At 72.8% G+C, this 19,618-nt stretch carries 24 protein-coding genes; all 24 read left to right on the top strand.

The features are described from left to right. Nucleotides 1-15: 15 nt before the first annotated feature. Nucleotides 16-762 (top strand): hypothetical protein, encoded by a 747-nt coding sequence (locus ACFZA2_RS02435; RefSeq protein ID WP_391400128.1) that lies wholly within the window; start codon nucleotides 16-18, stop codon nucleotides 760-762. A gap of 132 nt (nucleotides 763-894) precedes the next feature. Continuing rightward, nucleotides 895-1,722: a sigma-70 family RNA polymerase sigma factor gene (locus tag ACFZA2_RS02430; protein ID WP_315993272.1), complete on the top strand. Its 828-nt coding sequence runs from the start codon at nucleotides 895-897 to the stop codon at nucleotides 1,720-1,722. A 143-nt stretch (nucleotides 1,723-1,865) separates the two neighbouring features. Further along, nucleotides 1,866-2,690: a flagellin gene (locus ACFZA2_RS02425; protein ID WP_315993271.1), complete on the top strand. Its 825-nt coding sequence runs from the start codon at nucleotides 1,866-1,868 to the stop codon at nucleotides 2,688-2,690. A 99-nt stretch (nucleotides 2,691-2,789) separates the two neighbouring features. Next, nucleotides 2,790-4,154, top strand: a complete 1,365-nt coding sequence (gene fliD / locus ACFZA2_RS02420) for a flagellar filament capping protein FliD (protein ID WP_391400124.1) — start codon at nucleotides 2,790-2,792, stop codon at nucleotides 4,152-4,154. A gap of 35 nt (nucleotides 4,155-4,189) precedes the next feature. Continuing rightward, the gene (fliS, locus tag ACFZA2_RS02415) at nucleotides 4,190-4,573 is read left to right on the top strand and encodes a flagellar export chaperone FliS (RefSeq protein ID WP_315993269.1); all 384 of its coding nucleotides are present in this window, start codon (nucleotides 4,190-4,192) and stop codon (nucleotides 4,571-4,573) included. 6 nt (nucleotides 4,574-4,579) lie between these two features. Further along, nucleotides 4,580-4,855: a hypothetical protein gene (locus ACFZA2_RS02410; protein ID WP_315993268.1), complete on the top strand. Its 276-nt coding sequence runs from the start codon at nucleotides 4,580-4,582 to the stop codon at nucleotides 4,853-4,855. Nucleotides 4,856-4,959: 104 nt separating this feature from the next. Then, nucleotides 4,960-5,307 carry a flagellar biosynthesis protein FlgB gene (locus tag ACFZA2_RS02405; protein ID WP_315993267.1) on the top strand — a complete coding sequence of 116 codons (348 nt, stop codon included), beginning with the start codon at nucleotides 4,960-4,962 and terminating at the stop codon, nucleotides 5,305-5,307. Beyond that, nucleotides 5,304-5,696 carry a flagellar basal body rod protein FlgC gene (flgC, locus tag ACFZA2_RS02400; RefSeq protein ID WP_391400119.1) on the top strand — a complete coding sequence of 131 codons (393 nt, stop codon included), beginning with the start codon at nucleotides 5,304-5,306 and terminating at the stop codon, nucleotides 5,694-5,696. Before ACFZA2_RS02405 ends, flgC begins: the two co-directional genes overlap by 4 nt. Beyond that, entirely contained in the window at nucleotides 5,696-6,022 is a 327-nt protein-coding gene (locus ACFZA2_RS02395; protein WP_315993265.1) for a flagellar hook-basal body complex protein FliE, read from the top strand. Before flgC ends, ACFZA2_RS02395 begins: the two co-directional genes overlap by 1 nt. Before the next feature lies 1 nt (nucleotide 6,023). Beyond that, nucleotides 6,024-7,661 (top strand): flagellar basal-body MS-ring/collar protein FliF, encoded by a 1,638-nt coding sequence (fliF, locus tag ACFZA2_RS02390; RefSeq protein ID WP_391400116.1) that lies wholly within the window; start codon nucleotides 6,024-6,026, stop codon nucleotides 7,659-7,661. Continuing rightward, nucleotides 7,658-8,752, top strand: a complete 1,095-nt coding sequence (gene fliG, locus ACFZA2_RS02385; protein WP_391400113.1) for a flagellar motor switch protein FliG — start codon at nucleotides 7,658-7,660, stop codon at nucleotides 8,750-8,752. The genes fliF and fliG overlap by 4 nt, the downstream gene beginning before the upstream one ends. 133 nt (nucleotides 8,753-8,885) lie before the next feature. Next, complete coding sequence (locus ACFZA2_RS02380; RefSeq protein ID WP_391400111.1) at nucleotides 8,886-9,512, top strand: FliH/SctL family protein; 627 nt, start codon at nucleotides 8,886-8,888, stop codon at nucleotides 9,510-9,512. Continuing rightward, a complete protein-coding gene (locus ACFZA2_RS02375) occupies nucleotides 9,509-10,834 on the top strand; it encodes a FliI/YscN family ATPase (RefSeq protein WP_391400108.1) in 1,326 nt (441 codons plus the stop codon). The genes ACFZA2_RS02380 and ACFZA2_RS02375 overlap by 4 nt, the downstream gene beginning before the upstream one ends. Further along, nucleotides 10,831-11,256, top strand: a complete 426-nt coding sequence (locus tag ACFZA2_RS02370) for a hypothetical protein (protein ID WP_391400105.1) — start codon at nucleotides 10,831-10,833, stop codon at nucleotides 11,254-11,256. Before ACFZA2_RS02375 ends, ACFZA2_RS02370 begins: the two co-directional genes overlap by 4 nt. Then, nucleotides 11,253-11,636, top strand: coding sequence for a hypothetical protein (locus ACFZA2_RS02365; protein ID WP_391400102.1), 384 nt, complete (start codon nucleotides 11,253-11,255; stop codon nucleotides 11,634-11,636). The genes ACFZA2_RS02370 and ACFZA2_RS02365 overlap by 4 nt, the downstream gene beginning before the upstream one ends. Next, nucleotides 11,633-13,867 (top strand): hypothetical protein, encoded by a 2,235-nt coding sequence (locus tag ACFZA2_RS02360; RefSeq protein WP_391400099.1) that lies wholly within the window; start codon nucleotides 11,633-11,635, stop codon nucleotides 13,865-13,867. Before ACFZA2_RS02365 ends, ACFZA2_RS02360 begins: the two co-directional genes overlap by 4 nt. A gap of 12 nt (nucleotides 13,868-13,879) precedes the next feature. Beyond that, nucleotides 13,880-14,311, top strand: a complete 432-nt coding sequence (locus ACFZA2_RS02355; RefSeq protein ID WP_391400097.1) for a flagellar hook capping FlgD N-terminal domain-containing protein — start codon at nucleotides 13,880-13,882, stop codon at nucleotides 14,309-14,311. 66 nt (nucleotides 14,312-14,377) lie between these two features. Next, nucleotides 14,378-15,541, top strand: a complete 1,164-nt coding sequence (locus ACFZA2_RS02350) for a flagellar hook protein FlgE (RefSeq protein ID WP_391400094.1) — start codon at nucleotides 14,378-14,380, stop codon at nucleotides 15,539-15,541. A 105-nt stretch (nucleotides 15,542-15,646) separates the two neighbouring features. Next, entirely contained in the window at nucleotides 15,647-15,865 is a 219-nt protein-coding gene (locus tag ACFZA2_RS02345; RefSeq protein WP_363392904.1) for a flagellar FlbD family protein, read from the top strand. A gap of 5 nt (nucleotides 15,866-15,870) precedes the next feature. Then, on the top strand, nucleotides 15,871-16,674 hold the full coding sequence (locus tag ACFZA2_RS02340; protein ID WP_391400091.1) for a motility protein A: 804 nt from the start codon (nucleotides 15,871-15,873) through the stop codon (nucleotides 16,672-16,674). Beyond that, on the top strand, nucleotides 16,671-17,483 hold the full coding sequence (locus ACFZA2_RS02335) for a flagellar motor protein MotB (protein WP_391400088.1): 813 nt from the start codon (nucleotides 16,671-16,673) through the stop codon (nucleotides 17,481-17,483). The genes ACFZA2_RS02340 and ACFZA2_RS02335 overlap by 4 nt, the downstream gene beginning before the upstream one ends. A 29-nt stretch (nucleotides 17,484-17,512) precedes the next feature. Beyond that, on the top strand, nucleotides 17,513-18,409 hold the full coding sequence (locus ACFZA2_RS02330; protein ID WP_391400085.1) for a flagellar motor switch protein FliM: 897 nt from the start codon (nucleotides 17,513-17,515) through the stop codon (nucleotides 18,407-18,409). Continuing rightward, nucleotides 18,406-19,062: a FliM/FliN family flagellar motor switch protein gene (locus tag ACFZA2_RS02325; protein WP_391400082.1), complete on the top strand. Its 657-nt coding sequence runs from the start codon at nucleotides 18,406-18,408 to the stop codon at nucleotides 19,060-19,062. Before ACFZA2_RS02330 ends, ACFZA2_RS02325 begins: the two co-directional genes overlap by 4 nt. Further along, entirely contained in the window at nucleotides 19,059-19,520 is a 462-nt protein-coding gene (locus ACFZA2_RS02320) for a flagellar biosynthetic protein FliO (protein WP_391400079.1), read from the top strand. The genes ACFZA2_RS02325 and ACFZA2_RS02320 overlap by 4 nt, the downstream gene beginning before the upstream one ends. Nucleotides 19,521-19,618 lie beyond the last annotated feature (98 nt).

The raw sequence follows: 19,618 nt of genomic DNA, 5'->3' as shown, positions 1-19,618 counted from the left end.
ATCCGAGGGAGCACCGTGACGTTCCAAGCGCGACGACCCTCCGTGCGCGGCGGGGAGGCGGGCCTGCGGGCCGGCATGAGCACCGCCGAGATGCTCGAGCGGTTCGCCCGCCTCAACGGCCTCGATCCGCGCGACGCGATGCAGCATATCGCCGACGCGACCGCGCCGGCGCCCTTCCTGCGCGCCCGCCTGGTCGCCGATCGTCTCGCCGCCGAGAGCGGCGCAGCCGGCGGAGCCGTCGACGCGGCGATCGCCGATCGGTTCTTCGACCGGTGGCTGGCGGCGCGGGGCCTCGTCGCTCATCGGGGCGTGACGTGGACGCGCGTGCGGACGCTCGGTCACCACCCGGTCGTGCTGACCCTGGCCGCGATCGCGCGGTTGCGCACCCGCGCCGAGCTCGTACGGCTCGACGACGACCTGCGGCGCGGCTGCGAGGCGCTCGGCGTGGACGTCCTGTCGCCCGGTGCTCCGGTTGTGCGTCGGGACGGTCTGCGCGGCTTCTCGCATCCGGCGCGCCCCTGGCAGCAGGCCGGCGTGCACGTGAGTGCCATCCGACCGTGGCGCTGGGTCGAGTGGGAGCGATTCGCGACGGTGCTGCACCACTACGGCCTTCGTGCCCGGTTCGGGCTCGAGGAGGATCAGGTCGCCCCCACGCCCGGCGTTCCCCTCGTCATCTGGAACCCCACGGTCGCGGCGATCCCCCTGGTGGGCGGGACCACGGCGACCGTCGAACTCCGCGTGGTCGGTCGCGTCCGCGGCTGAGCGCCGCATCGCGGACGGGCACCGCCGGCGGCCCGCGGGTGCGAGGCCGACGCCGCGGTCGACCCGGATGCGACCGAGACTTCTCGTGTGTTAGTTTTTGCTCATAAACAAGCAAAAACAGCAGGAGTCGTGATGTCGAGCACCGTCCTCCCCGCCGTTTCCGACGTGCCCCTCTCTGCCGAGCGACTCGCGCGGGAGAACCTCCCCCTGGCGAAGTACCTGGCGGTCGAGAAGGCGCGGACCGCGCTGCACGTCGACCTCGACGACCTGCTGTCGGCGGCGTACCTGGGCCTGGCCGTGGCATCCCTCGAATACGACCCGGCGCGGGGGGTGCCCTTCGGGGCGTACGCGCGCACGAAGATCACGTGGGCCATCCTCAGCGAGATGCGCGCCGCCGACCCGGCCGGCGAGCGCAGCCGCGACAAGATCGAGCGGGTGCGCGTGGCGACGGAGCTCGTCCGGGTGCGCACCGGGCGGCCCGCCACGCTCGCGGAGGTGGCCGCGGAATCGGGACTGGATGCCGAGACCGTCGCGCGCATGCAGCTGCTCGATGAGATGGTGCGCACGGCGACGAGCTTCGAGGCGCGGTTCGAGGGCGACGACGGGCGACAGGCGGCCGACCTCACCGACAGCGTCATCCTGCCCGAGCACGCCGCCGAGCAGGCCGAGACCCAGCGCATGCTCGAGCGCATCGTCGCGGCCCTCCCCGATCAGATGCGGCAGGTGATCCGCGGGGTCTACCTCGAGGAGCGCATGGTCAAGGACGTCGCCCACGACCTCGACGTCAGCCACGCCTACGTCTCGAAGCTGCGCCGCATCGGGCTGACCCTCATGCGCGAGGCCCTCGACTCCTGGGAGAACGGCACCGCGCCGGACCGCTCCACCAAGGCCAAGGCGGCGTTCTTCGACGGCGTTTTCGGGCCCGCCGCCGCGGCTCCCGTCGTCGCCGTCCCCGCCTGAGGCGGGGCGAGCACGGAGCAACTGGCGAACGCGCGGGAGAAATCGCGCGGTCCCGGTTACCGCGATGCCGGCCCGTCGCGAAGGTGGGGGATGGAGGGCCACGGACGGCCCCCGCACGGTAATCCCATCCACGGAGGAACAACATGGGTCTTCAGATCGCAACCAACGTCGGTGCTCTCAACGCGTACCGCAACCTGTCGGCCAACCAGGCCGACGTCTCGAAGTCGCTCGAGAAGCTCTCGAGCGGTCTGCGCATCAACCGGGCCGCGGACGACGCCGCCGGTCTGGCCATCTCCGAGGGCCTGCGCTCGCAGGTCAACGGCCTCAACGTCGCCGCGCGCAACGCTCAGGACGGCATCTCGGTCATCCAGACCGCGGAAGGCGCCCTGACCGAGGTGCACTCGATCCTGCAGCGCGTGCGCGACCTCGCGGTGCAGGCGGGTAACGACTCCAACAACGCCGACTCGCGCACCTCGATCAAGACCGAGCTCGACACGCTGGGCGACGAGCTCACCCGTGTCGCGGCCAGCACGAACTTCAACGGCATCAAGCTGCTCTCGGGCGGCGACACCCTGACGTTCCAGGTCGGCGCCGGCTCCACGGCCGCCGAGGACCAGATCGCGGTCGCCCTGACCGACTTCTCGGGTCTCGGTGCGACGGTCAAGGCCCTCGACGTCGACTCGGCAGCCAACGCGCTCACCTCGATCGCCGCCATCGACGCCGAGATCGTGAACGTCTCGACCGCTCGCTCGGGCTACGGTGCCGTGCAGAACCGCTTCGAGTCGACCATCAACTCGCTGCAGGTCTCGGCCGAGAACCTCTCCGCCGCCAAGAGCCGCATCGTCGACACCGACATGGCATCCGAGATGGTCAAGTACACCGCCTCGAACATCCTGCAGCAGGCCGGTACCGCCATGCTCGCGCAGGCGAACCAGTCGGGCCAGGGCGTTCTCCAGCTCCTGCGCTGAGTCGCAGCACTGCTGCCCTCGGGCGCCCGGGCGGGGGAGTTCTCCCGCCCGGGCGCCTTCGCATAACCCCCCATCTCGAGAGAAGGAAGACGCAGGATCATGCAGATCGACGGCATCGCCTCGGGCCTGAAGACCAAGGACCTCATCGACGCCCTGGTCAACGTCGCGGCGATCCCCAAGACCCTCGTCGCCAATCGGATCACCGATCGCAACAGCGTCATCTCGAACCTCCAGTCGCTCAACACCGCGCTGCAGAGCCTGACCGACAAGGCCAAGGCCGCGGCATCCTCCACCTCCCTCGCCCGGTACACCGCATCGAGCTCATCGGAGGCGGTGACCGTCGTCGCGGGGGAGACGGCACGGGCGTTCTCGACCGACGTCGTCGTCGACACGCTGGCACGGGCGCACGCGGTGGTTACCGCCGCGGGCGACGCGTCGGCGTTCGCCGGTCCCTTCTCGCTGGTCGCAGCGGACGGCACCGTCACCGAGCTCGCGCCGGCTGGCGGATCGGCCGCCGATCTCGCCGCCGCGATCAACGCCGCCAAGGCCGGGGTGACCGCCACGGTCGTGCCCGGCGGGCGCGACGCGCAGGGGGCGGCGCTCTCGCGCATTCAGATCACCTCGACCCGCACGGGTGCGGAGGGCGCGTTCAGCCTGCACCGTGGCACCGCGGCCGAGGTCGCGGCATCCGCGTCGATCGACGTCTCGACCGAGCCGGGCGCGGCCGTGCTCGCGCGGGGGACGGATGCCGTCATCCGCCTGTTCGCCGGGACGGCGGCCGAGCAGGTGGTGACGAGTGCGTCCAACACCTTCACCGGCATCGGGGACGGGATCGACATCACGGTGAAGGCGGTCTCGGCCGACCCGGTCACCGTGACCGTGACGCCCGATGCGAAAGCGCAGTCGGATGCCGCCTCGGCGTTCGTGAAGGAGATCGCGACGCTGCTGACCCGCATCGACAACGGATCGAAGGCGACGGTCGCCGCTCCCGGGAAGACGACCACTCTCGGCGTGTTCACCGGCGACAGCACGGTGCGGTCGCTGCGGGCGGCACTCGCCTCCGCCGTCCAGAGCCCGGTGGACGGGGTCTCGCCCTCGACCATCGGCATCAGCGTCGACAAGGCGGGGGCTCTCTCCTTCGACGCCGACCGCTTCGCCGCGGCCATGGCCGAGGATCCGGAGGCGGTGCAGGCGGTCTTCGCCGCGGTCTCGGCCCGCGTGCAGGACACCACGGCGCAGTACTCCGACAAGTACGACGGCCTCGTCACCCAGCGCATCACGGGCCAGCAGAGCGAGGTCAAGACCCTCGAGAAACAGGTCGAGCGCATGGACCTGCGCCTGGACATGCGGCGGGCGACCCTCGAGCGCACGTATGCCGCGATGGAGGTGCGCCTGTCGGGCCTGCAGTCGCGGTCGGACTGGCTCACCTCGCAGCTGTCGGCGTTGACGCCGTCGTCGAAGTAGTCCCCGCATCCCGTCCCCGAGAAGGAGAACCCCTCGTGCCCACCGCCCTCGAACGCGCCAAGCAGGAGTACCTGGAGCAGCAGGTCAACGCCGCCACCCCGCAGCGACTGGTGACCATGCTCTACGACCGGCTGCTGGTCGACGTCGAGCGGGCCGCCGCGGCGCAGGCCGGGGGAGATGCGGCATCCGCCGGCACCTACCTCACCCACGCGCAGGCCATCATCGCCGAGCTGAGCGGATCGCTCGACGACACGTGGGACGGCTCCGACGGGCTGCGGGCGCTGTACACCTACATCACGGGGCGCCTCATCGTCGCCAACGTCGCGCGCGACGCCGACGCCACCCGCGAGTGCCGCGACCTCATCGCGCCGCTCCGCGACGCCTGGCACGCGGCGGCCGACGCCATCACGCCGGTCTGACGCCCCGTGTCGACGAACCTCGCGGCGTGGAACCGGCTGCTCGACGCGTTCGAACGATCGCTCGACGCCCCCGACGATCCCGCCGACGGTCCGGTCGAGGAACCACCCGGGCCGCCGCCGCCCGAGGTCGTCGAGCGCGCCCGCCTCGTCCTGGAGCGCCAGCGGGCGAGCATCAGCGGCCTGATGGCGGCGCGCGAGAACGTCGCCCGCGAGCTCGCCGCGATCCGGCGGATCCCCTCGGTCGCCCCCGACGCCCCGGTGTATCTCGACGTGGAGGGGTGACACCCGGTTACGCCATCGCCGTCGCGTCGCGATAGTCGCGCCCGAGCAGGGATCGCTCGACCACACAGCCACGGATCGGCTCGTTCTTTCGACCGGAGTGCCGCGTGCTCGATTCCGTCACCTCAACCGCCCTGTCCAGCGCGCTGGACGGGCTCGCTCTGCGCCAGCGCTCGATCGCGGAGAACATCGCCAACGTCAACACCCCCGACTACCAGGCCAAGCGGGTGCTGTTCGAGGACCGCCTGCGCAGCGCCGTCGAGAGCGGGGTCGGCGGGGTCGCACCGACGGTGGAACGCTCGCTCGAGCCCACCCGCCGCAACGGCAACAACGTCAACCTCGACACCGAGACGCTGTCGAACATCGACACCGTGCTGCGCTACCAGTTCGCGGCGCAGGCGTTGAGCGGCCAGGCGGCATCCATCACCAAGGCGATCGGGCAGGCCTCGGCATGACCTTCGACACCATCGGTATCGCCGGCACCGGGCTGACCGCGCACCGCAAATGGATGGATGCGCTGAGCGACAACATCGCCAACGTCAACACCGCCACCCCGGCGGGGCAGGACATGTTCCGCGAGAAGTACGTCACCGTCGCCGAGGGCACCCAGAGCCCGGGCGTGTACGTCACGGGCGTGCAGGAATCGACGGCCGAGGGGCGCCTGGTCTACGAACCCGACCACCCGTACGCGAACGAGGACGGGTACGTGCAGTACCCCAACGTCGACCTCGGCGACCAGATGAGCATGCTGATCCTCGCCCAACGCGGGTACCAGGCCAACGCCGCCGTGGTGGACCGCGCGAAGACGACCTACGAATCCGCCCTCCAGATCGGGCGGTCGTGATGAGCACTCCGATCGACCCCGTCGCCGCAGGGGGCGTGAGCCCGCTCGCACCGCTCAGCTTCGAGACGACGCCGGCGCCGTCGGGCGTGGGCGCCACCGCGGGTGCGCAGCCGTTCGCCGTCTCGCTCACGGCGGCGGTGGAGAACCTCCAGCAGCTGCAGTCCACCTCCAACCAGCTCGCCGTGCAGGCGGTCACGGGCGACCTCGACGACATCCACAAGGCCACGCTGGCCTCGTCGCGCGCGGGAGTGACGCTGGACCTGATGGTGGCGGTGCGCGACCGCGGCGTCGCCGCCTTCAACGACATCATGAGGATGCAGGCCTGACATGCCCCCGTTCCTTGCGACGACCATCGGCCGCGCGAAGCAGATCGCGGGCGGCTTCACGGTCGCGCAGCGCACCATCGCCGTCATCGGCGCGGCGCTGCTGGTGATGGGCGTGATCGCCCTGGGCAGCTGGCTGTCCAAACCGCAGATGAGCCCGCTGTTCACGGGCCTGAGCGCGACAGACGCGTCAGCCGTGGTCGAGCAGCTGAAATCGGCGGGTGTTCCCTACGAGCTGACCGAGGGCGGAGCGACGATCCTCGTCCCCGACGCGCAGGTCTATCCCCAGCGGCTCACCGCGGCGGCCGCAGGGCTGCCCAGCGACACCAGCGGCGGGTACACGCTGCTGGACAAGATGGGCGTGACGGCGAGCGAGTTCCAGCAGTCCGTCACCTACAAACGCGCCATCGAGGGGGAACTCGCCCGCACGATCGGGGCGATGTCGGGAGTCACCGCGGCATCCGTGCAGCTGGCGATCCCCGAGCAGAGCGTGTTCGTCGCCGAGGAACGGCATCCCACCGCCTCGGTCTTCGTCAAGACGCAGGGCGGCGGATCGCTCACCGAGGACCAGGTCGCGGCGATCGTGCACCTCACGAGTGCCTCGATCCCGGGGATGACGCCCGAGGACGTCGCGGTCACCGACCAGTCGGGCAAGGTGCTCGCCGCCGTGGGAACCGGACTCACCGGTTCCGCGAACACGCAGGCCACCGAGTACGAGGCCAAGGTCGCCTCGACGGTGACGAAGATGCTCGAGACCATCGTCGGCCCGGGCAACGCCACCGTCAGCGTGGCGGCGGACGTCGCGAACTCGACGTCGGAGCGGATGGACGAGACCTACACCGCCCCGGAGGGCGGCGTGATGTCGAACGAGCAGACGAAGACCGAGACCTACACCGGCGGGCAGGGGACGGGCACGGGTGTCCTGGGTCCCGACAACATCGCGGTGCCGAACGCGGCGGGCGGCGGCAACTACCAGGCCGAGGAGTCCACGCGCAACAACGCCGTGAACAAGAGCACCGAGAAGACCACGACCCCCGCCGGCGAGGTGACCCGCCAGACCATCAGCGTCGCCCTGGACCGGGGCGCGGTGAACGGTGTGACCGCGGAGCAGGTGCAGGCGCTGGTCTCCACCGCGGCCGGGATCAACGCCCAGCGCGGAGACACCGTCACGGTCGAGATGGTCGAGTTCAGCCAGACCGGCGCGGCGGCGGTGCAAGCGGCCCTCGACGCGGCCGAGGCGGAGAAGGCGGCGCAGATGCAGGCCGACCTGCTGCGGGCGGCGATCATCGGCGGCTCGATCGTGCTCGCGGCCATCATCCTCGTCGTCGCCCTGCTGGTGCGCCGCCGGATGAAACGGCGCACCCTGTACACCGACGAAGGCCCCATCGAGTACTTCTCGACGATCACCGAGACCGAGGAGCAGAAGCTCAAGAGTCTGAAGGGCCTCGCTGAACCGATCGCCCTGCCCGCGTCCACCCCGCCGACCAAGGTGCTCCCGACCGTCCTGGACATCGAGGAGGAGCCCGAGGCCACGCAGGTGCTGGTGGAGCAGCGACGGCGTGACGTCGAGCAGCTCGCCAAGAACGACCCGCAGAACGCCGCCAAGGCGCTGGCGAGCATGATGGACGAGGCGAGGGTATGAGCCTGTTGCAGACGCGTGTGCCCGCGGAGGACGCGGCCCCCGCGGTGAGCCCCACGGCGGCCACCGAGGTGATGCCGGTCGCTCCCGCCGCGCCCGCGATGTCGGGGGTGCGCAAGGCCGCGATCGTCATGCTCAACATGGACCGCGACGTCAGCGCCGAGGTGCTGCGGCATCTCGGCGAGGCCCGCGCGGAACTGCTCGCGGCGGAGCTGGCGCAGCTGGGCGGCATCGACACCGCCGCCATCGCCGCCGCCCTCGCCGACTTCCGCCGCATCGCATCCGGGGGATCCGCCGTCAGCCGCGGCGGCCAGGAATTCGCGACCGGATTGCTCGAGACCGCGTTCGGCCGGGAGAAGGCCGTCGGCATGGTCGGGCGGGTGATGTCGCAGGGGGTGGTGTCGTTCGAGTTCCTCAACAGCGCCGACCCGACCCAGCTCGCCACGATCCTCGACGGGGAGATGCCCACCACCGTCGCTGTCGTCCTGGCCAACCTGCGCGCCGACCGCGCCGCCGCGGTGCTGGCGGCCCTGCAGGACCCGCTGCGCACCGACGTCGCGCAGGCCATCGCGACCCTGGGGGCGGCCTCGCAGGAGGCGATCGCGGTCGTCGCGGAGTCGCTGCGCGCGCGCACCGGCATCTTCGGCATGCGCGAGGCGCACGAGGCGACCGGGGGCGTGCAGCCCCTCGTCGACATCATCAACCGCTCCGACACCGTGCTCGAGAAGGCTCTGCTGGCCAGTCTCGAGGATCGCGACCACGACCTCGCCGAGGAGGTGCGCAGTCGGATGGTGACCTTCGCCGACATCTCCCGGCTCGAGGACCGCGACGCCCAGCGCGTGCTCCGCGGCATCGATCTGCGCGTGCTCGCCCTGGCGTTGAAGGGCGCCGACGAGCAGGTCGGCGAGGTCATCCGGCGCAACATGACCGAACGCAACCGCGAGAACCTCGCGGAGGAGGCGTCGGCGCTCGGGCCGGTGCGCATGCGGCAGGTCGACGAGGCGCGCGCCGAGGTGGTGCGCATCATCCGCGAGCTCGAGGCGGCCGAGGAGATCACGATCTCGCGCGAAGACGACGACGAACTCATCGAGTGACGCCCTCGACGACGCGCGGAGCGCGATCACCGGTTACCGCGGACGAGAGGCGTCGCGATAGTGGGGCGCGAGCACGGATCGCTCGACGACCTGGCCACGGATCGGCTTCGCCACAACCCGCAGGGTGACCGCCGTGACCGATGCAACCTTCACACCGCTGGTGCCGCCGCGCCTGGGCGGGAGCGTGCCGGATGCTCGCGCGATCAGCGAGAAGGCGCGCGTGCGCGGGTACGCCGACGGGTTCGCGGAGGGGCGTCGGCGCGCCGCGGAGGAGCTCGCGCAGGCCCGCGCCGCGCTCGAGACGCGCATCGCGCAGCAGGAAGCCGAGGCACGGGAGACGCTGCGCACGGCGCTCGCCGCGGTGGACGCGGTCCGCACCGATCTCGACGGGCGTCTCGCGGCTCTCGTCGCCGCCGACGCCGAGCGGCTCGAGGAATTGGCGATCGACCTCGCCGAGACGATCCTCGACGGGGAGCTCTCGGATGCCGCGCGCTCGGCCGCGCACGCGATGCGACGCGCCGTGGCCGAGGCCCCCGTCTCGACGTGGGTGCGCGCGCACCTCGCCGAGCGAGACGTGCGCACGCTCCGCGACAGTGCATCGCCGGTCCTGGCGACGGCGGAGGTCGTCGCCTCGGACGCCGTCGACGCGGGCGGGGCGATCGTGGAGCTCGCGGACGCCCGCGTGGACACCCGTGTCTCCTCGGCCCTCGCCCGCGCCCGCGCGGCGCTGCGCAGCGCCGAGGGGGGTGAGCCCGCGTGAGCACCGCCACCGCGTCGTGGCGACGCGTGCTGACCGCCGCGCGACCGGAGCGCGCCGGCACGGTCACGGCCGTGGTGGGTCTCGGGGTCGAGGTGCTCGGCATTCGGGCCGCCGTCGGCGATCGCGTGCGCATTGCGGCGGCGAACGGGCGCGGCGTCGAGGCGGAGGTCGTCGCCGTGGAGGGGGCGCGCTCGCACTGCATGCCCCTGGCACCGCTCGCCGGGATCACGGCGGGTGCGGCGGTGCACCACGTCGGCGCCGCAGCGCTCGTGCCCACCGGACCCGCGCTGCTCGGGCGGGTGCTCGACGGACTCGGACGCCCCATCGACGATCGGGGACCGCTCATCGCCGCCCGGCGCGTCGCGCTGGGCAACGACGCACCCAGCGTGCTCGGCCGCCGCCGCATCGATCGTCAGCTCGGCCTCGGGGTGCGCGTGCTCGACACGATGACGCCGGTCGGGGTGGGACAGCGCCTCGGTCTGTTCGCGGGCTCGGGCGTGGGCAAGTCGTCGCTGCTGTCGATGATCGCGCGCGGATCCACCGCGGACGTCACCGTCATCGCGCTCGTGGGCGAGCGCGGTCGCGAGGTGCGCGAGTTCCTCGAAGACGATCTGGGGCCCGAGGGCCTCGCCCGCTCGGTGGTGGTCGTGGCCACCTCGGATCAGCCGGCGATGGCCCGCCTGCGCTCGGCGTTCCTCGCCACGCGCATCGCCGAGGCGTTCCGCGACGAGGGTCGCGACGTCGTGCTGATGATGGACTCGCTCACGCGGGTGGCGATGGCCCAGCGCGAGATCGGCCTGTCGGCGGGGGAGCCTCCGGCGACACGGGGCTACCCGCCCTCGACGTTCTCGGTGCTCGCGGCCCTTCTGGAGCGCGCCGGTACGGGCCCGGCGGGCTCGATCACGGGGCTCTACACCGTGCTCGTCGACGGAGACGACCACAACGAACCGATCGCGGACGCCGCTCGCGGCATCCTGGACGGTCACGTGGTGCTCGACCGCGCCCTCGCGGTGCGCGGGCACTTCCCCGCGGTGGACGTGCTCGGATCGGTCTCGCGGGTGGTGGGCAAGGTGACCACGCCCGATCAACGGCAGCGGGCCGTGATCCTGCGCAGCGTCCTCGCCGCGCGTCGGCAGGCGAACGACCTGATCGACATCGGCGCGTACACGCGGGGGGCGAACCCCCTGGTGGATGCCGCTCTGCTCCACCAGCGCGGAATCGATGCGTTCCTCACGCAGTCGATCGACGAGCACTCCACGACGGACGAATCCTGGCGGCATCTGACCGCCCTCACCGAGACCTTCGGAGGCCTGAACCCATGACCTTTCCCCTCGCGGGTCTGCTGCGTGTGCGCGGCGTCCAGGAACGCGTCGCGGCGGAGGACGTCGCCCGCGCGCGCACCGAGGCGCGGGCGGCCGAAGCCGCCGCGGAGCAGGCGGTATCGAGCCTGAGCGCGATCGCGACGCAGATCGACGACCCCGCGACGTTGCGGGCCATGGCCGCCGCGCGCGCGGCCGGGCAGGCGTCGCTGGCCGACCTGCAGGTGCTCGCGCGCCTTCGGCGGGACGACGCGGCGACCGCCGAAGCGGCGCACGTCGAGGCCCGCCGCGAACTGAAGGGTCTCGAGCGGCTCGAGGGCGCGCACCGGGCGCGCGAGCTCGAGACCGAGGCGCGTGCCGAGCAAAACGCGCTCGACGAGATCGCCACCACGCGCGCCGGTCGCGGCGAGGGGAGCGCGGCGTGAGCGTCGACGGCGTGCTCGGGCGCATCGAGGCGATCACGGGTCAGATCTCCTCGCTGCACCCGTCGTCCGCCACCGCCAAGACCGCCCCCGCGCAGACGACCGCCGCGGGGGGCGTCGCGGAGACCACGGCCACGGCGACGACCTCGTCGAGCGCGGCGACGCGATTCGCCGACCTCCTCGAAGAGGCCGCGGCGGCCGCGCGCGAGCTCGGCACACCGACCACGTCGGCGACCCCCGCCTCCGCATCGACCGCGACGCGTCCCGCGAGCCAGGGGGATCTCGCAGCGGCGCTGCAGACGCTGTTCGCCGCGGGCACGACCGGAAGCGGCGGGCTCGGCGTCTCGGGCATCGCGTCCACCCTGACGGGACGTGGCGCATGACGCTTCCGCCTCCGCCGGTCTCCGCGCCGGCGAACGCGTTCTTCGCCGGGGCGGCGACCGCGCCCCCGTCGGGTTCCGGTTCCGACACGGCGTCGGCGTTCGGCGACGCCTTCGTCCGTGCGGCCGACGCGCTCGCGCGGGGTGCCGACGTCCGCGTCGTGCCGGTGTCATCGACGGATGCCGGGGGACCGGCGTCGCCGGAGACCTCCTCCATCGCATCTCCGGCGGGGTCGGGTGAGGCGGCGCCCCGCGGGGGAGCGACGTCGGCGGAGAGTGGGGTGGCGGCATCCGTTCGGACGACGTCCGCGGTCGGCGGTCCGTCGGCTCCCGCGACGACGCGCGACGCCGACACGACGGCGCCCGCGAGGGATCATCCGCCGCTGATGACCATGCCGGCGCCCTGGGTCGTGCCGCTGCCTCAGGGGCCGGTGCCCGCCGGAGCGGTGCCCGCGCAGGTGTCACCCGGGGAGGCGGCGCCCGCCGGAGTGGTGCCCGCGCAGGTGTCACACGGGGAAGCGGCGCCCGCGGGGGCGTCGACCACGGGCGGCGCTGCCGCGGCGGTCCCGGCCGCGGGGAGCGTGCCGGCCGGGCCGACCGGTGCGACGACGGCTCAGGAGAAGACCCCCCGTGCCGCGACGCCCACGGTCGCCGCGGATGCCGCCGAGCCGCCGGTGCTGCGGACGATGCCGAAGTGGATCGACGGCGCGCTGCCCGGCAGCGCGCCGGGGGAGGGGGAGCGACCCCGCCCCGTTCTGCGGACGATGCCCGCCGAGGCGACCCTCACACCGACCCCGGGGACTTCCGGGGCCGGAGGGGATGCCGCGGCGGCGGCGACCCCGCCCGCGGACGCTCGATGGCCGATCGACGGCGTTCCCGTCGGCGGCGCCCGATTCGGCGGGCGTTCGGGGGACGGGATCAACGCCTCGGCGGAGCTCCCGGCGACAACGGACACCGCCCCCGCAGCGCCCGTCGGGCACGCCGTCGGGGTCGCCCCGCCTGCCGCCGCCGCAGCCGCGCCCGCCGGCGTCGCGACCTCGCCCGTCGGCGTCGCGACCTCGCCCGCCGGCGTAGCGACCTCGCCCGCCGGAGCGGCTCCCGCGCCCGTAGAGGTTCCCGTCGCAACGGTTCCGCCCGCGGCCGTGGTGCCGGGTCTCGCCGCGCCGGCATCCCTCCCGTCCGCCGCCGGCGCACCGGCCGTCGGGGCCGCACCCGCGAGCGCACCCGCACCCGCCGCCGGGGCTGCCCGAGCCGTCGCACCCGCCCCCGCCGCCGGGGCCGCACCCGCCGCCGGGTCTCCCGCGCTGACGGGGCGAACGGTCTCGCCCTCCGTCCCGCCCACCGCCGACCCGCGCCCCGCATCGACCGAACAGACGGCGGGGGCGCACGGAGCGTCGACCGTGCCCGTCGGCGATACCGAGCCGCCCATCCCGGTCGCGCCGTCACCGGCGCCCGTGCTCGCCCCCGTCGGCGGCCAGTCGGCGCCCGCATCCGCCGTGGCCCCCGCGCCCGCCCCCGCACCGGGCGCCGCCGGCCTGTCGGCGCCCGCATCCGCCGTGGCCCCCGCGCCCGCCCCCGCACCGGGCGCCGCCGTCGTCTCCACTGCGGCATCCGCGCCCCCGCGCACCCCCGCGGGCTCCGCGGTCCTCGCACCGCTCTCGCCCGCCGTCGGCGGCGCCGAGACCGCGGGTACCGCCGCCGCTTCGGCGGTCTCCGCTCCCGCCGTGACCCCGGTCGCGCCCGCGACACCGCCGCCGCCGACGGAGGCCGCGGTCCCGCGCGCGGTCGCGGCGCAGGTCGCGCCCGCGATCGTGCATCTCGCCCAGCGTCCGGCGGGAGTGCACGAGCTCGTGCTCACCGTGCGCCCCGACGCCCTCGGCCCGGTCACGGTCCGCGCCCGCATCGGCGCGGGCGGAGACGTGCGCGTCGAGCTCTCGGGAGCGACTGACGCGACACGCGAGATCCTGCGGAGCATGGTCTCCGATCTGCGGCGGGACCTCGCCGCGGTCGTGCCCCACGCCCACCTCGCGGTGGGGCCGGGGGTCGGAGACGGCGGTGCGGGCGATCACGGCCCGTCCGCCGGGTCGGGCGGTGCGCCCTCCGATGCCCAGCCCGACCCGCGCGACCGCGCCCGCGCGTCGGCGTCCCCCGCTTCCGACCCCCGGATCCCCCCGATCGGCGCTGCCGCGTCGCTCGACGTCGCCCGCGCCGGCGGGCTCGACATCTTCGCCTGAGAGGACCCCCCCATGACCGTCGACGCCGTCACCGCGACAGCGAGCCCGTTCGCGACCGCTTCCCCCACCGCCGCGGCTCCGAAGAAGGAGCTCGACAGCGAGGTGTTCATGAAGCTGCTCGTCACGCAGTTGACGAACCAGGACCCGTCCACCCCGATGGACACCAACCAGATGATCTCGCAGACGACCCAGCTGGCCATGATGGAGCAGCTCACCGCGATGAGCCGCAACAGCTCCGAGGCGTTCGCCCTCAACATGCGGCAGGCGGCCACCGCCCTGATCGGCCAGCGGGTCGGCTACGTCGACGCGGCCGGCGCCCCGGCTTCGGGGATCGTCTCGAAGGTGTCCTTCGGGGGATCCATCCCGCAGGTCACGATCGGCGACGTCACCGTGGCCCTCGACGCGATCACCTCGGTCACCCCCGCCACCTCCGCGACCCCCTGACGACCACCGTTCTGACGACCACCCCCTGACCTCCACCGCTCGACCACCCACACGAAAGAGACCCTCATGCTCCGTTCGCTCTTCTCCGGGATCTCCGGACTCCGCTCCCACCAGACGATGCTCGACACCACCGGCAACAACATCGCCAACGTCAACACGGCGGGCTTCAAGGGCTCCTCGGTCCTCTTCGAGGACTCGCTCTCGCAGGTCGTCGGCGAAGCCGGCATCCCGGATGCCGCGAACGGCGGTCGCAACCCCGCGCAGGTGGGTCTCGGCGTGCAGGTCGGCGGCATCCGCACCAACTTCGCCCAGGGGGCGGCCCAGACCACCGGCCGCGGCAGCGACCTGATGATCCAGGGCGACGGGTTCTTCGCGGTGCGCTCGGGCGGAGAGACCCTCTACACCCGCGCGGGCGGCTTCTCGTTCGACGGTCAGGGCAAGATGGTCACCGCCGACGGCTCGCTCGTGCAGGGCTGGTCGGCGCAGAACGGGGCGGTCGACACCGGTCAGGTGCCCGGTACCATCTCGATCCCGCAGGACCTCGTCTCGGCCGCCCGGGCGACCACGACCTCGACCGCGACCGGCAACCTGCCCTCCACCGCCGCGGTCGGAACGCAGCTCGTGCGCGACATCGCGGTCTACGACGCCCAGGGCACGAAGACCTCGCTGAGCCTGACGTTCACGCGCACGGCCGCCGGCTGGGACGTCGCCGAGCCCGTCAGCGGAGCGACCGGTGCCCTCGCCTTCACCGACGGACGTCAGACCGCCGGTCTCACGCTGAACGCCGGGGGGATCGCCGTCGATCTCAGCGCGGTGACCGGCTTCGCCGACATGAGCACCGTCGCCCTCACCGGCCAGAACGGCGCCGCCGCGGGCACGCTGAAGTCCTACGCGATCACGGCGGACGGCTCGATCGTGGGCACCTTCAGCAACGGGCGCACCGAGACCCTCGCGAAGATCGCCATGGCGACCTTCGCCAACGCCGAGGGACTCGAGAAGGTCGGCGGCACGTCCTACCGCGCGAGCGTCAACAGCGGAGAGGCGCAGATCGGCGAGGCAGGACAAGCCGGTGTCGGCTCGCTGCTGTCGGGCGCGCTGGAGATGAGCAACGTCGACCTCTCGCAGGAGTTCACGAACCTCATCGTCGCGCAGCGCGGCTTCCAGGCGAGCGCGCGCGTCATCACCACGAGCGACGAGGTGCTGCAGGAGCTGACCAACCTCAAGCGCTGATCCCGCGATCGCCACCCGCGCGGCCCGCCCGAGTTACCCCGGGCGGGCCGCGTCGCGATAGTCCGCCCCGTCCCCTCCCGCAGCGATAGCCGAGACCGTCCCCGAATGATCACGCTCACCCGCCTCGACCACACGCGGTTCGCGGTGAACCCCGATCTCATCGAGCGCGTGCACGAGTCTCCCGACACGACCCTGCACATGGTCGACGGCCGGGTGTACAACGTCGAGGAGAGCCTCGACGAGCTGATCGCGCGGATCGTGGCCTACCGGGCACGCGTGCTCGCCGCGGCGTCCGCGCTCTCGGCTCCCGCCGCGCAGGACTGACCGACGTGGACATCGCATTCATCATCGGCGTGGTCGCCGCCTTCGGCGCCCTGTACGCCATGATCACGATGGAGGGCGCGTCGCTGAGCGCGCTGTTCCTCCCCGCCCCCATGATCCTGGTGCTCGGGTCGACCATCGGCGTCGGCATCGCCAGCCACACCCTGCGCGACGCGATCGCCGCCTTCGGGTCCCTCGGTCGTATGGTGCGCGGTCCGCGGTCCACCCCCTCCGCCGTCATCCCGGTCCTCGTCGGCTACGCCGAGAAAGCCCGCACCGACGGGCTGCTGCGCCTGGAGGAGGAGCTCGACTCCGCCCCCGACGACTACACGCGTCGCGCGGTGCAGGCCCTCGCGGACGGGGTGGATGCCGAAGACCTGCGCACCCTGATGCTCGACGAGATCGACTCGGAATCGGCGCGCAACCGCGTCTCGGCGAAGTTCTTCGCCTCGCTCGGCGGATACGCCCCCACGATCGGCATCGTCGGCACGGTCGTCTCGCTCACCCACGTGCTCGAGAACCTCAGCAAGCCCGACGAACTCGGGCACATGATCGCCGCTGCCTTCGTCGCCACGCTCTGGGGTCTGCTCTCGGCCAACTTCATCTGGAACCCCATCGCGGGCCGGCTGAACCGCATGGCCACCCTCGAGCAGGAGCGGATGACGCTGGTGTGCGAGGGCATCCTCGCCATCCAGGCGGGGAGTCCGCCCCGGTTGCTCGAGGAGCGTCTGCTCGCGATGACGACCTCCGCCCCGGCGAAGAAGAAGCCACCGCGCACCGACGCCGCCCCCGCGGTGGAGGACGCCGCGTGACGAGCGCCCGGCGCGCGGGCGGACGGGGGCATGAGGATGCCGCGCACGACGAGCCCGACGAGCGATGGGCCGTGTCGTACGCCGACATGGTGACCGTGCTGATGTGCCTGTTCATCGTGCTGTACGCCGTGTCGGTCGTCGACGAGACGAAGTACGACCAGCTCAAGAACGGCCTCGCGGCGGCATTCGGCCAGTCGCAGGTGGAGGGCGGCGGCGATCTCACCGAGGGGCTGGTCATCCCGCCCGAGCTGCTCGACGACAACGGCGTGCGCGATGTCGCGGCACGCGCCGCGCAGGAGCTGGACGGCCTCGAGAAGATGCGTCAGCAGATCACCGACGCCCTGGCATCCCAGGGTCTGCAGGACACGGTCGACTTCGTCATCGACGACCGCGGCCTGAAGATCGGGCTGGTGGGGGCCGAGACGTTCTTCGCCGACAACCGGGCGGATCTGAGCGAGAAGGCCGATCGCGTCCTCAGCCTGATCGGCGACGTGCTCACGGCCACCGACAACCAGATCAGCATCGAGGGCCACGCCGATCACCGCGCCGCCGTCCCGCCGTTCGAGAGCAACTGGGAGCTCAGCAGCGGACGCGCCACGAAGGTGGCGCGCTTCCTCGTCGAGCAGAAGAGCATCGCCGGCACGCGCGTCCAGGCGGTGGGGTTCTCCGACCAGCGTCCGATCGTCGTCGGCGACAGCGTCGAGGACCTCGCCGCGAACCGCCGCGTCGACATCGTCGTGCTGTCCACCGCCGACGAGCAGGTGCGCTCCCTCATCCCCGGCCTCGTGCAGGCCGCCGCGCAGAGTTGACCCGTGAACAATCCCCTGGAGGACAGGCCATGACGACAGCGGCCGTTCGCGACGACCCCCTTCGTCGCTATCCCGCGTACGACTTCAGTCGACCGGCGCAGCTGGGCCGCGAGCACACGCGCCAGCTCGAGGCCGCGTTCGAGACGTTCGCGCGCCAGTGGGCCTCGCAGCTGACGGCCAAGGTGCGCCTGCGCACCCACCTCGTCCCGGAGGGGCTCGAGCTGGTGTCGTACCAGGAGTACGCCGACACCCTCCCGACGACCACGGCCATGGTGGCCGGCTCCACCGCGGGGCGCGAGGAGCCCTGCGTCGTGCAGTTCGGTCTCGACAGCGCGCTGGCCTGGGTCGTGCAGATGCTGGGCGGGAAGCCCGGCGGAGGCGTCGAGGCGCGCACGCTCACGCCGATCGAGACGGCGCTGATCCTGCAGGTGATGGACGACACCTTCGAGCTGCTCAGCGCGTGCATGGGCCCGCTGCTGCCGGGGGCGGTGACCTTCTCGGGACTGCACTACAACCCGCAGTACATGCAGGTCATCTCGCCGGGGGAGGCCGTCATCGTGGCGCGCTTCGCGATGAGCGCGGGCGAGGCCCGCAGCACGGCGACGGTGATGCTCCCGGCCGCGATCGTCGTGGACCAGCTCGCCGAGAGCGACCGTCACGCCGCCAACGCCCACCGCGACGGCGCGATGCGCGACCAGCTGAACGACACCCCGCTCGAGGTGTCACTGCGCATCTCGCCCCGGGTGATCGGCGCCGGCGAGGTCCTCGACCTGGCGCCCGGCGACCTGCTGCGCTTCGCCCACCCCGAGACGAAACCGTTCGAACTCGTCGTCGGCGACACCCCGATCGCCCGCGCGGTCCCGGGGGCGCAGGGCTCGCGCCTCGCCTGCACCATCACCACCATCCACGAGGAGAAGACCCGATGAGCACCTTCCACGCCGCCGCCATGGCCGCCGCGATCGCGGCGAAGCTCCCCTTCGCGTTCCCGGTGCTCCCCGCCCCCTCGACCGACCCGGGTGCCACCGGTCGCGCCGTGACCGTCGCCTTCGCCGGTGCCCCCGGCGCCACCGTCGCGATCCAGGTCGCCGACGTCGCGACGCTCGACGACGGCTCCGCCGGGAGCGCCCTCGCCGACCGTCTGCATCCCGTGTTCGAAGCGGCGGTCGCCGTGCTGGGCGCCGGCACGCTCGGCGACGGCGAGGAGGTCGACGCGGCGGGGGTGTTCACGGTTCCCGGCGCCCAGGTCTTCGACCTCGTGCGCGAGGACGGCTCGGTCGTCGCGCGCGCGGCGATCCGCATCGACGAATCCGCGGCGGCGGCCCCGGCCGCCCCCACGCGCATCAGCCGCATCGCCGGCGTCGAGATGGAGCTCGTCGTCGAGATCGGCCGCACGCGCATGGCGGTGCGCGACGTGCTCTCGCTCGAACCCGGTCGGGTGGTCGAGCTCGACCGCGCGGCCGGCTCACCCGCCGACATCACCCTCAACGGACGCCTGATCGGTCACGGCACCGTCGTGGTGGCCGACGGCGATTACGCGGTGCGCGTCGAGCGCATCATCGACCAGGCGGAGACCGCATGAGCGGCGACGAGCTGCTCCTGGCGCTGCGCACGATCGTCTCGCTCGCGGCCGTCATCGGGCTGCTGCTGTTCCTCGGCCGTCGGCTGCAGAAGGGTCAGGCCGCGGGCGGCAGCCCCTTCGCAGCGCTCGTGCCGCGTCGCCTGGGCCGTCTGCGGGAGCTCACCGGCGCGCGTGCCGCCGCCGCTCCGCGCGCCAAGGCGGAGAAGATCACGCTCGTCGCCCGCACCACCCTCGGCGCCAAGGCGCAGCTCGTCGTCGCCGAGTTCGGCGGCATCCGCTACGTCCTGGGCGTGAGCGAGAAGGGCATCGACGTCGTCGACACCCAGGAGGCCCCGACGGCCGCGGTCGACGCGTCCGAGGGGGACGCGCCCGGGGACGACGCGTCCGAGAACGTGATCTCGCTCGCCGACGCCGGCGGGACCCGCGGGGAGGATGCCGGGACGAGCACCGCCGCCTGATCGGGCCGCGTGGTCGGTTACGCCCGCCGCCACCGTCGCGATAGTCGGTCGCGAGCACGGATCGCTCGCACCCCTGGCTACGGATCGGCCTCGACACC

The sequence above is a fragment of the Microbacterium sp. NPDC007973 genome (assembly GCF_042958465.1).
GTDB classification, from domain to species: domain Bacteria; phylum Actinomycetota; class Actinomycetes; order Actinomycetales; family Microbacteriaceae; genus Microbacterium; species Microbacterium galbum.
The sequence above is the reverse complement of the archived record's forward strand: the minus strand, read 5'-3'. Positions and strand labels throughout refer to the sequence as shown.

Bases quoted from the DNA above. Each gene is read 5' to 3' on its own strand.
- ACFZA2_RS02430 (WP_315993272.1), top strand. From the start codon at position 895: ATGTCGAGCACCGTCCTCCCCGCCGTTTCCGACGTGCCCCTCTCTGCC.
- ACFZA2_RS02425 (WP_315993271.1), top strand. From the start codon at position 1,866: ATGGGTCTTCAGATCGCAACCAACGTCGGTGCTCTCAACGCGTACCGC.
- fliD (WP_391400124.1), top strand. From the start codon at position 2,790: ATGCAGATCGACGGCATCGCCTCGGGCCTGAAGACCAAGGACCTCATC.
- flgC (WP_391400119.1), top strand. From the start codon at position 5,304: ATGACCTTCGACACCATCGGTATCGCCGGCACCGGGCTGACCGCGCAC.
- ACFZA2_RS02395 (WP_315993265.1), top strand. From the start codon at position 5,696: ATGAGCACTCCGATCGACCCCGTCGCCGCAGGGGGCGTGAGCCCGCTC.
- fliF (WP_391400116.1), top strand. From the start codon at position 6,024: ATGCCCCCGTTCCTTGCGACGACCATCGGCCGCGCGAAGCAGATCGCG.
- fliG (WP_391400113.1), top strand. From the start codon at position 7,658: ATGAGCCTGTTGCAGACGCGTGTGCCCGCGGAGGACGCGGCCCCCGCG.
- ACFZA2_RS02370 (WP_391400105.1), top strand. From the start codon at position 10,831: ATGACCTTTCCCCTCGCGGGTCTGCTGCGTGTGCGCGGCGTCCAGGAA.
- ACFZA2_RS02360 (WP_391400099.1), top strand. From the start codon at position 11,633: ATGACGCTTCCGCCTCCGCCGGTCTCCGCGCCGGCGAACGCGTTCTTC.
- ACFZA2_RS02355 (WP_391400097.1), top strand. From the start codon at position 13,880: ATGACCGTCGACGCCGTCACCGCGACAGCGAGCCCGTTCGCGACCGCT.
- ACFZA2_RS02350 (WP_391400094.1), top strand. From the start codon at position 14,378: ATGCTCCGTTCGCTCTTCTCCGGGATCTCCGGACTCCGCTCCCACCAG.
- ACFZA2_RS02345 (WP_363392904.1), top strand. From the start codon at position 15,647: ATGATCACGCTCACCCGCCTCGACCACACGCGGTTCGCGGTGAACCCC.
- ACFZA2_RS02330 (WP_391400085.1), top strand. From the start codon at position 17,513: ATGACGACAGCGGCCGTTCGCGACGACCCCCTTCGTCGCTATCCCGCG.
- ACFZA2_RS02325 (WP_391400082.1), top strand. From the start codon at position 18,406: ATGAGCACCTTCCACGCCGCCGCCATGGCCGCCGCGATCGCGGCGAAG.
- ACFZA2_RS02320 (WP_391400079.1), top strand. From the start codon at position 19,059: ATGAGCGGCGACGAGCTGCTCCTGGCGCTGCGCACGATCGTCTCGCTC.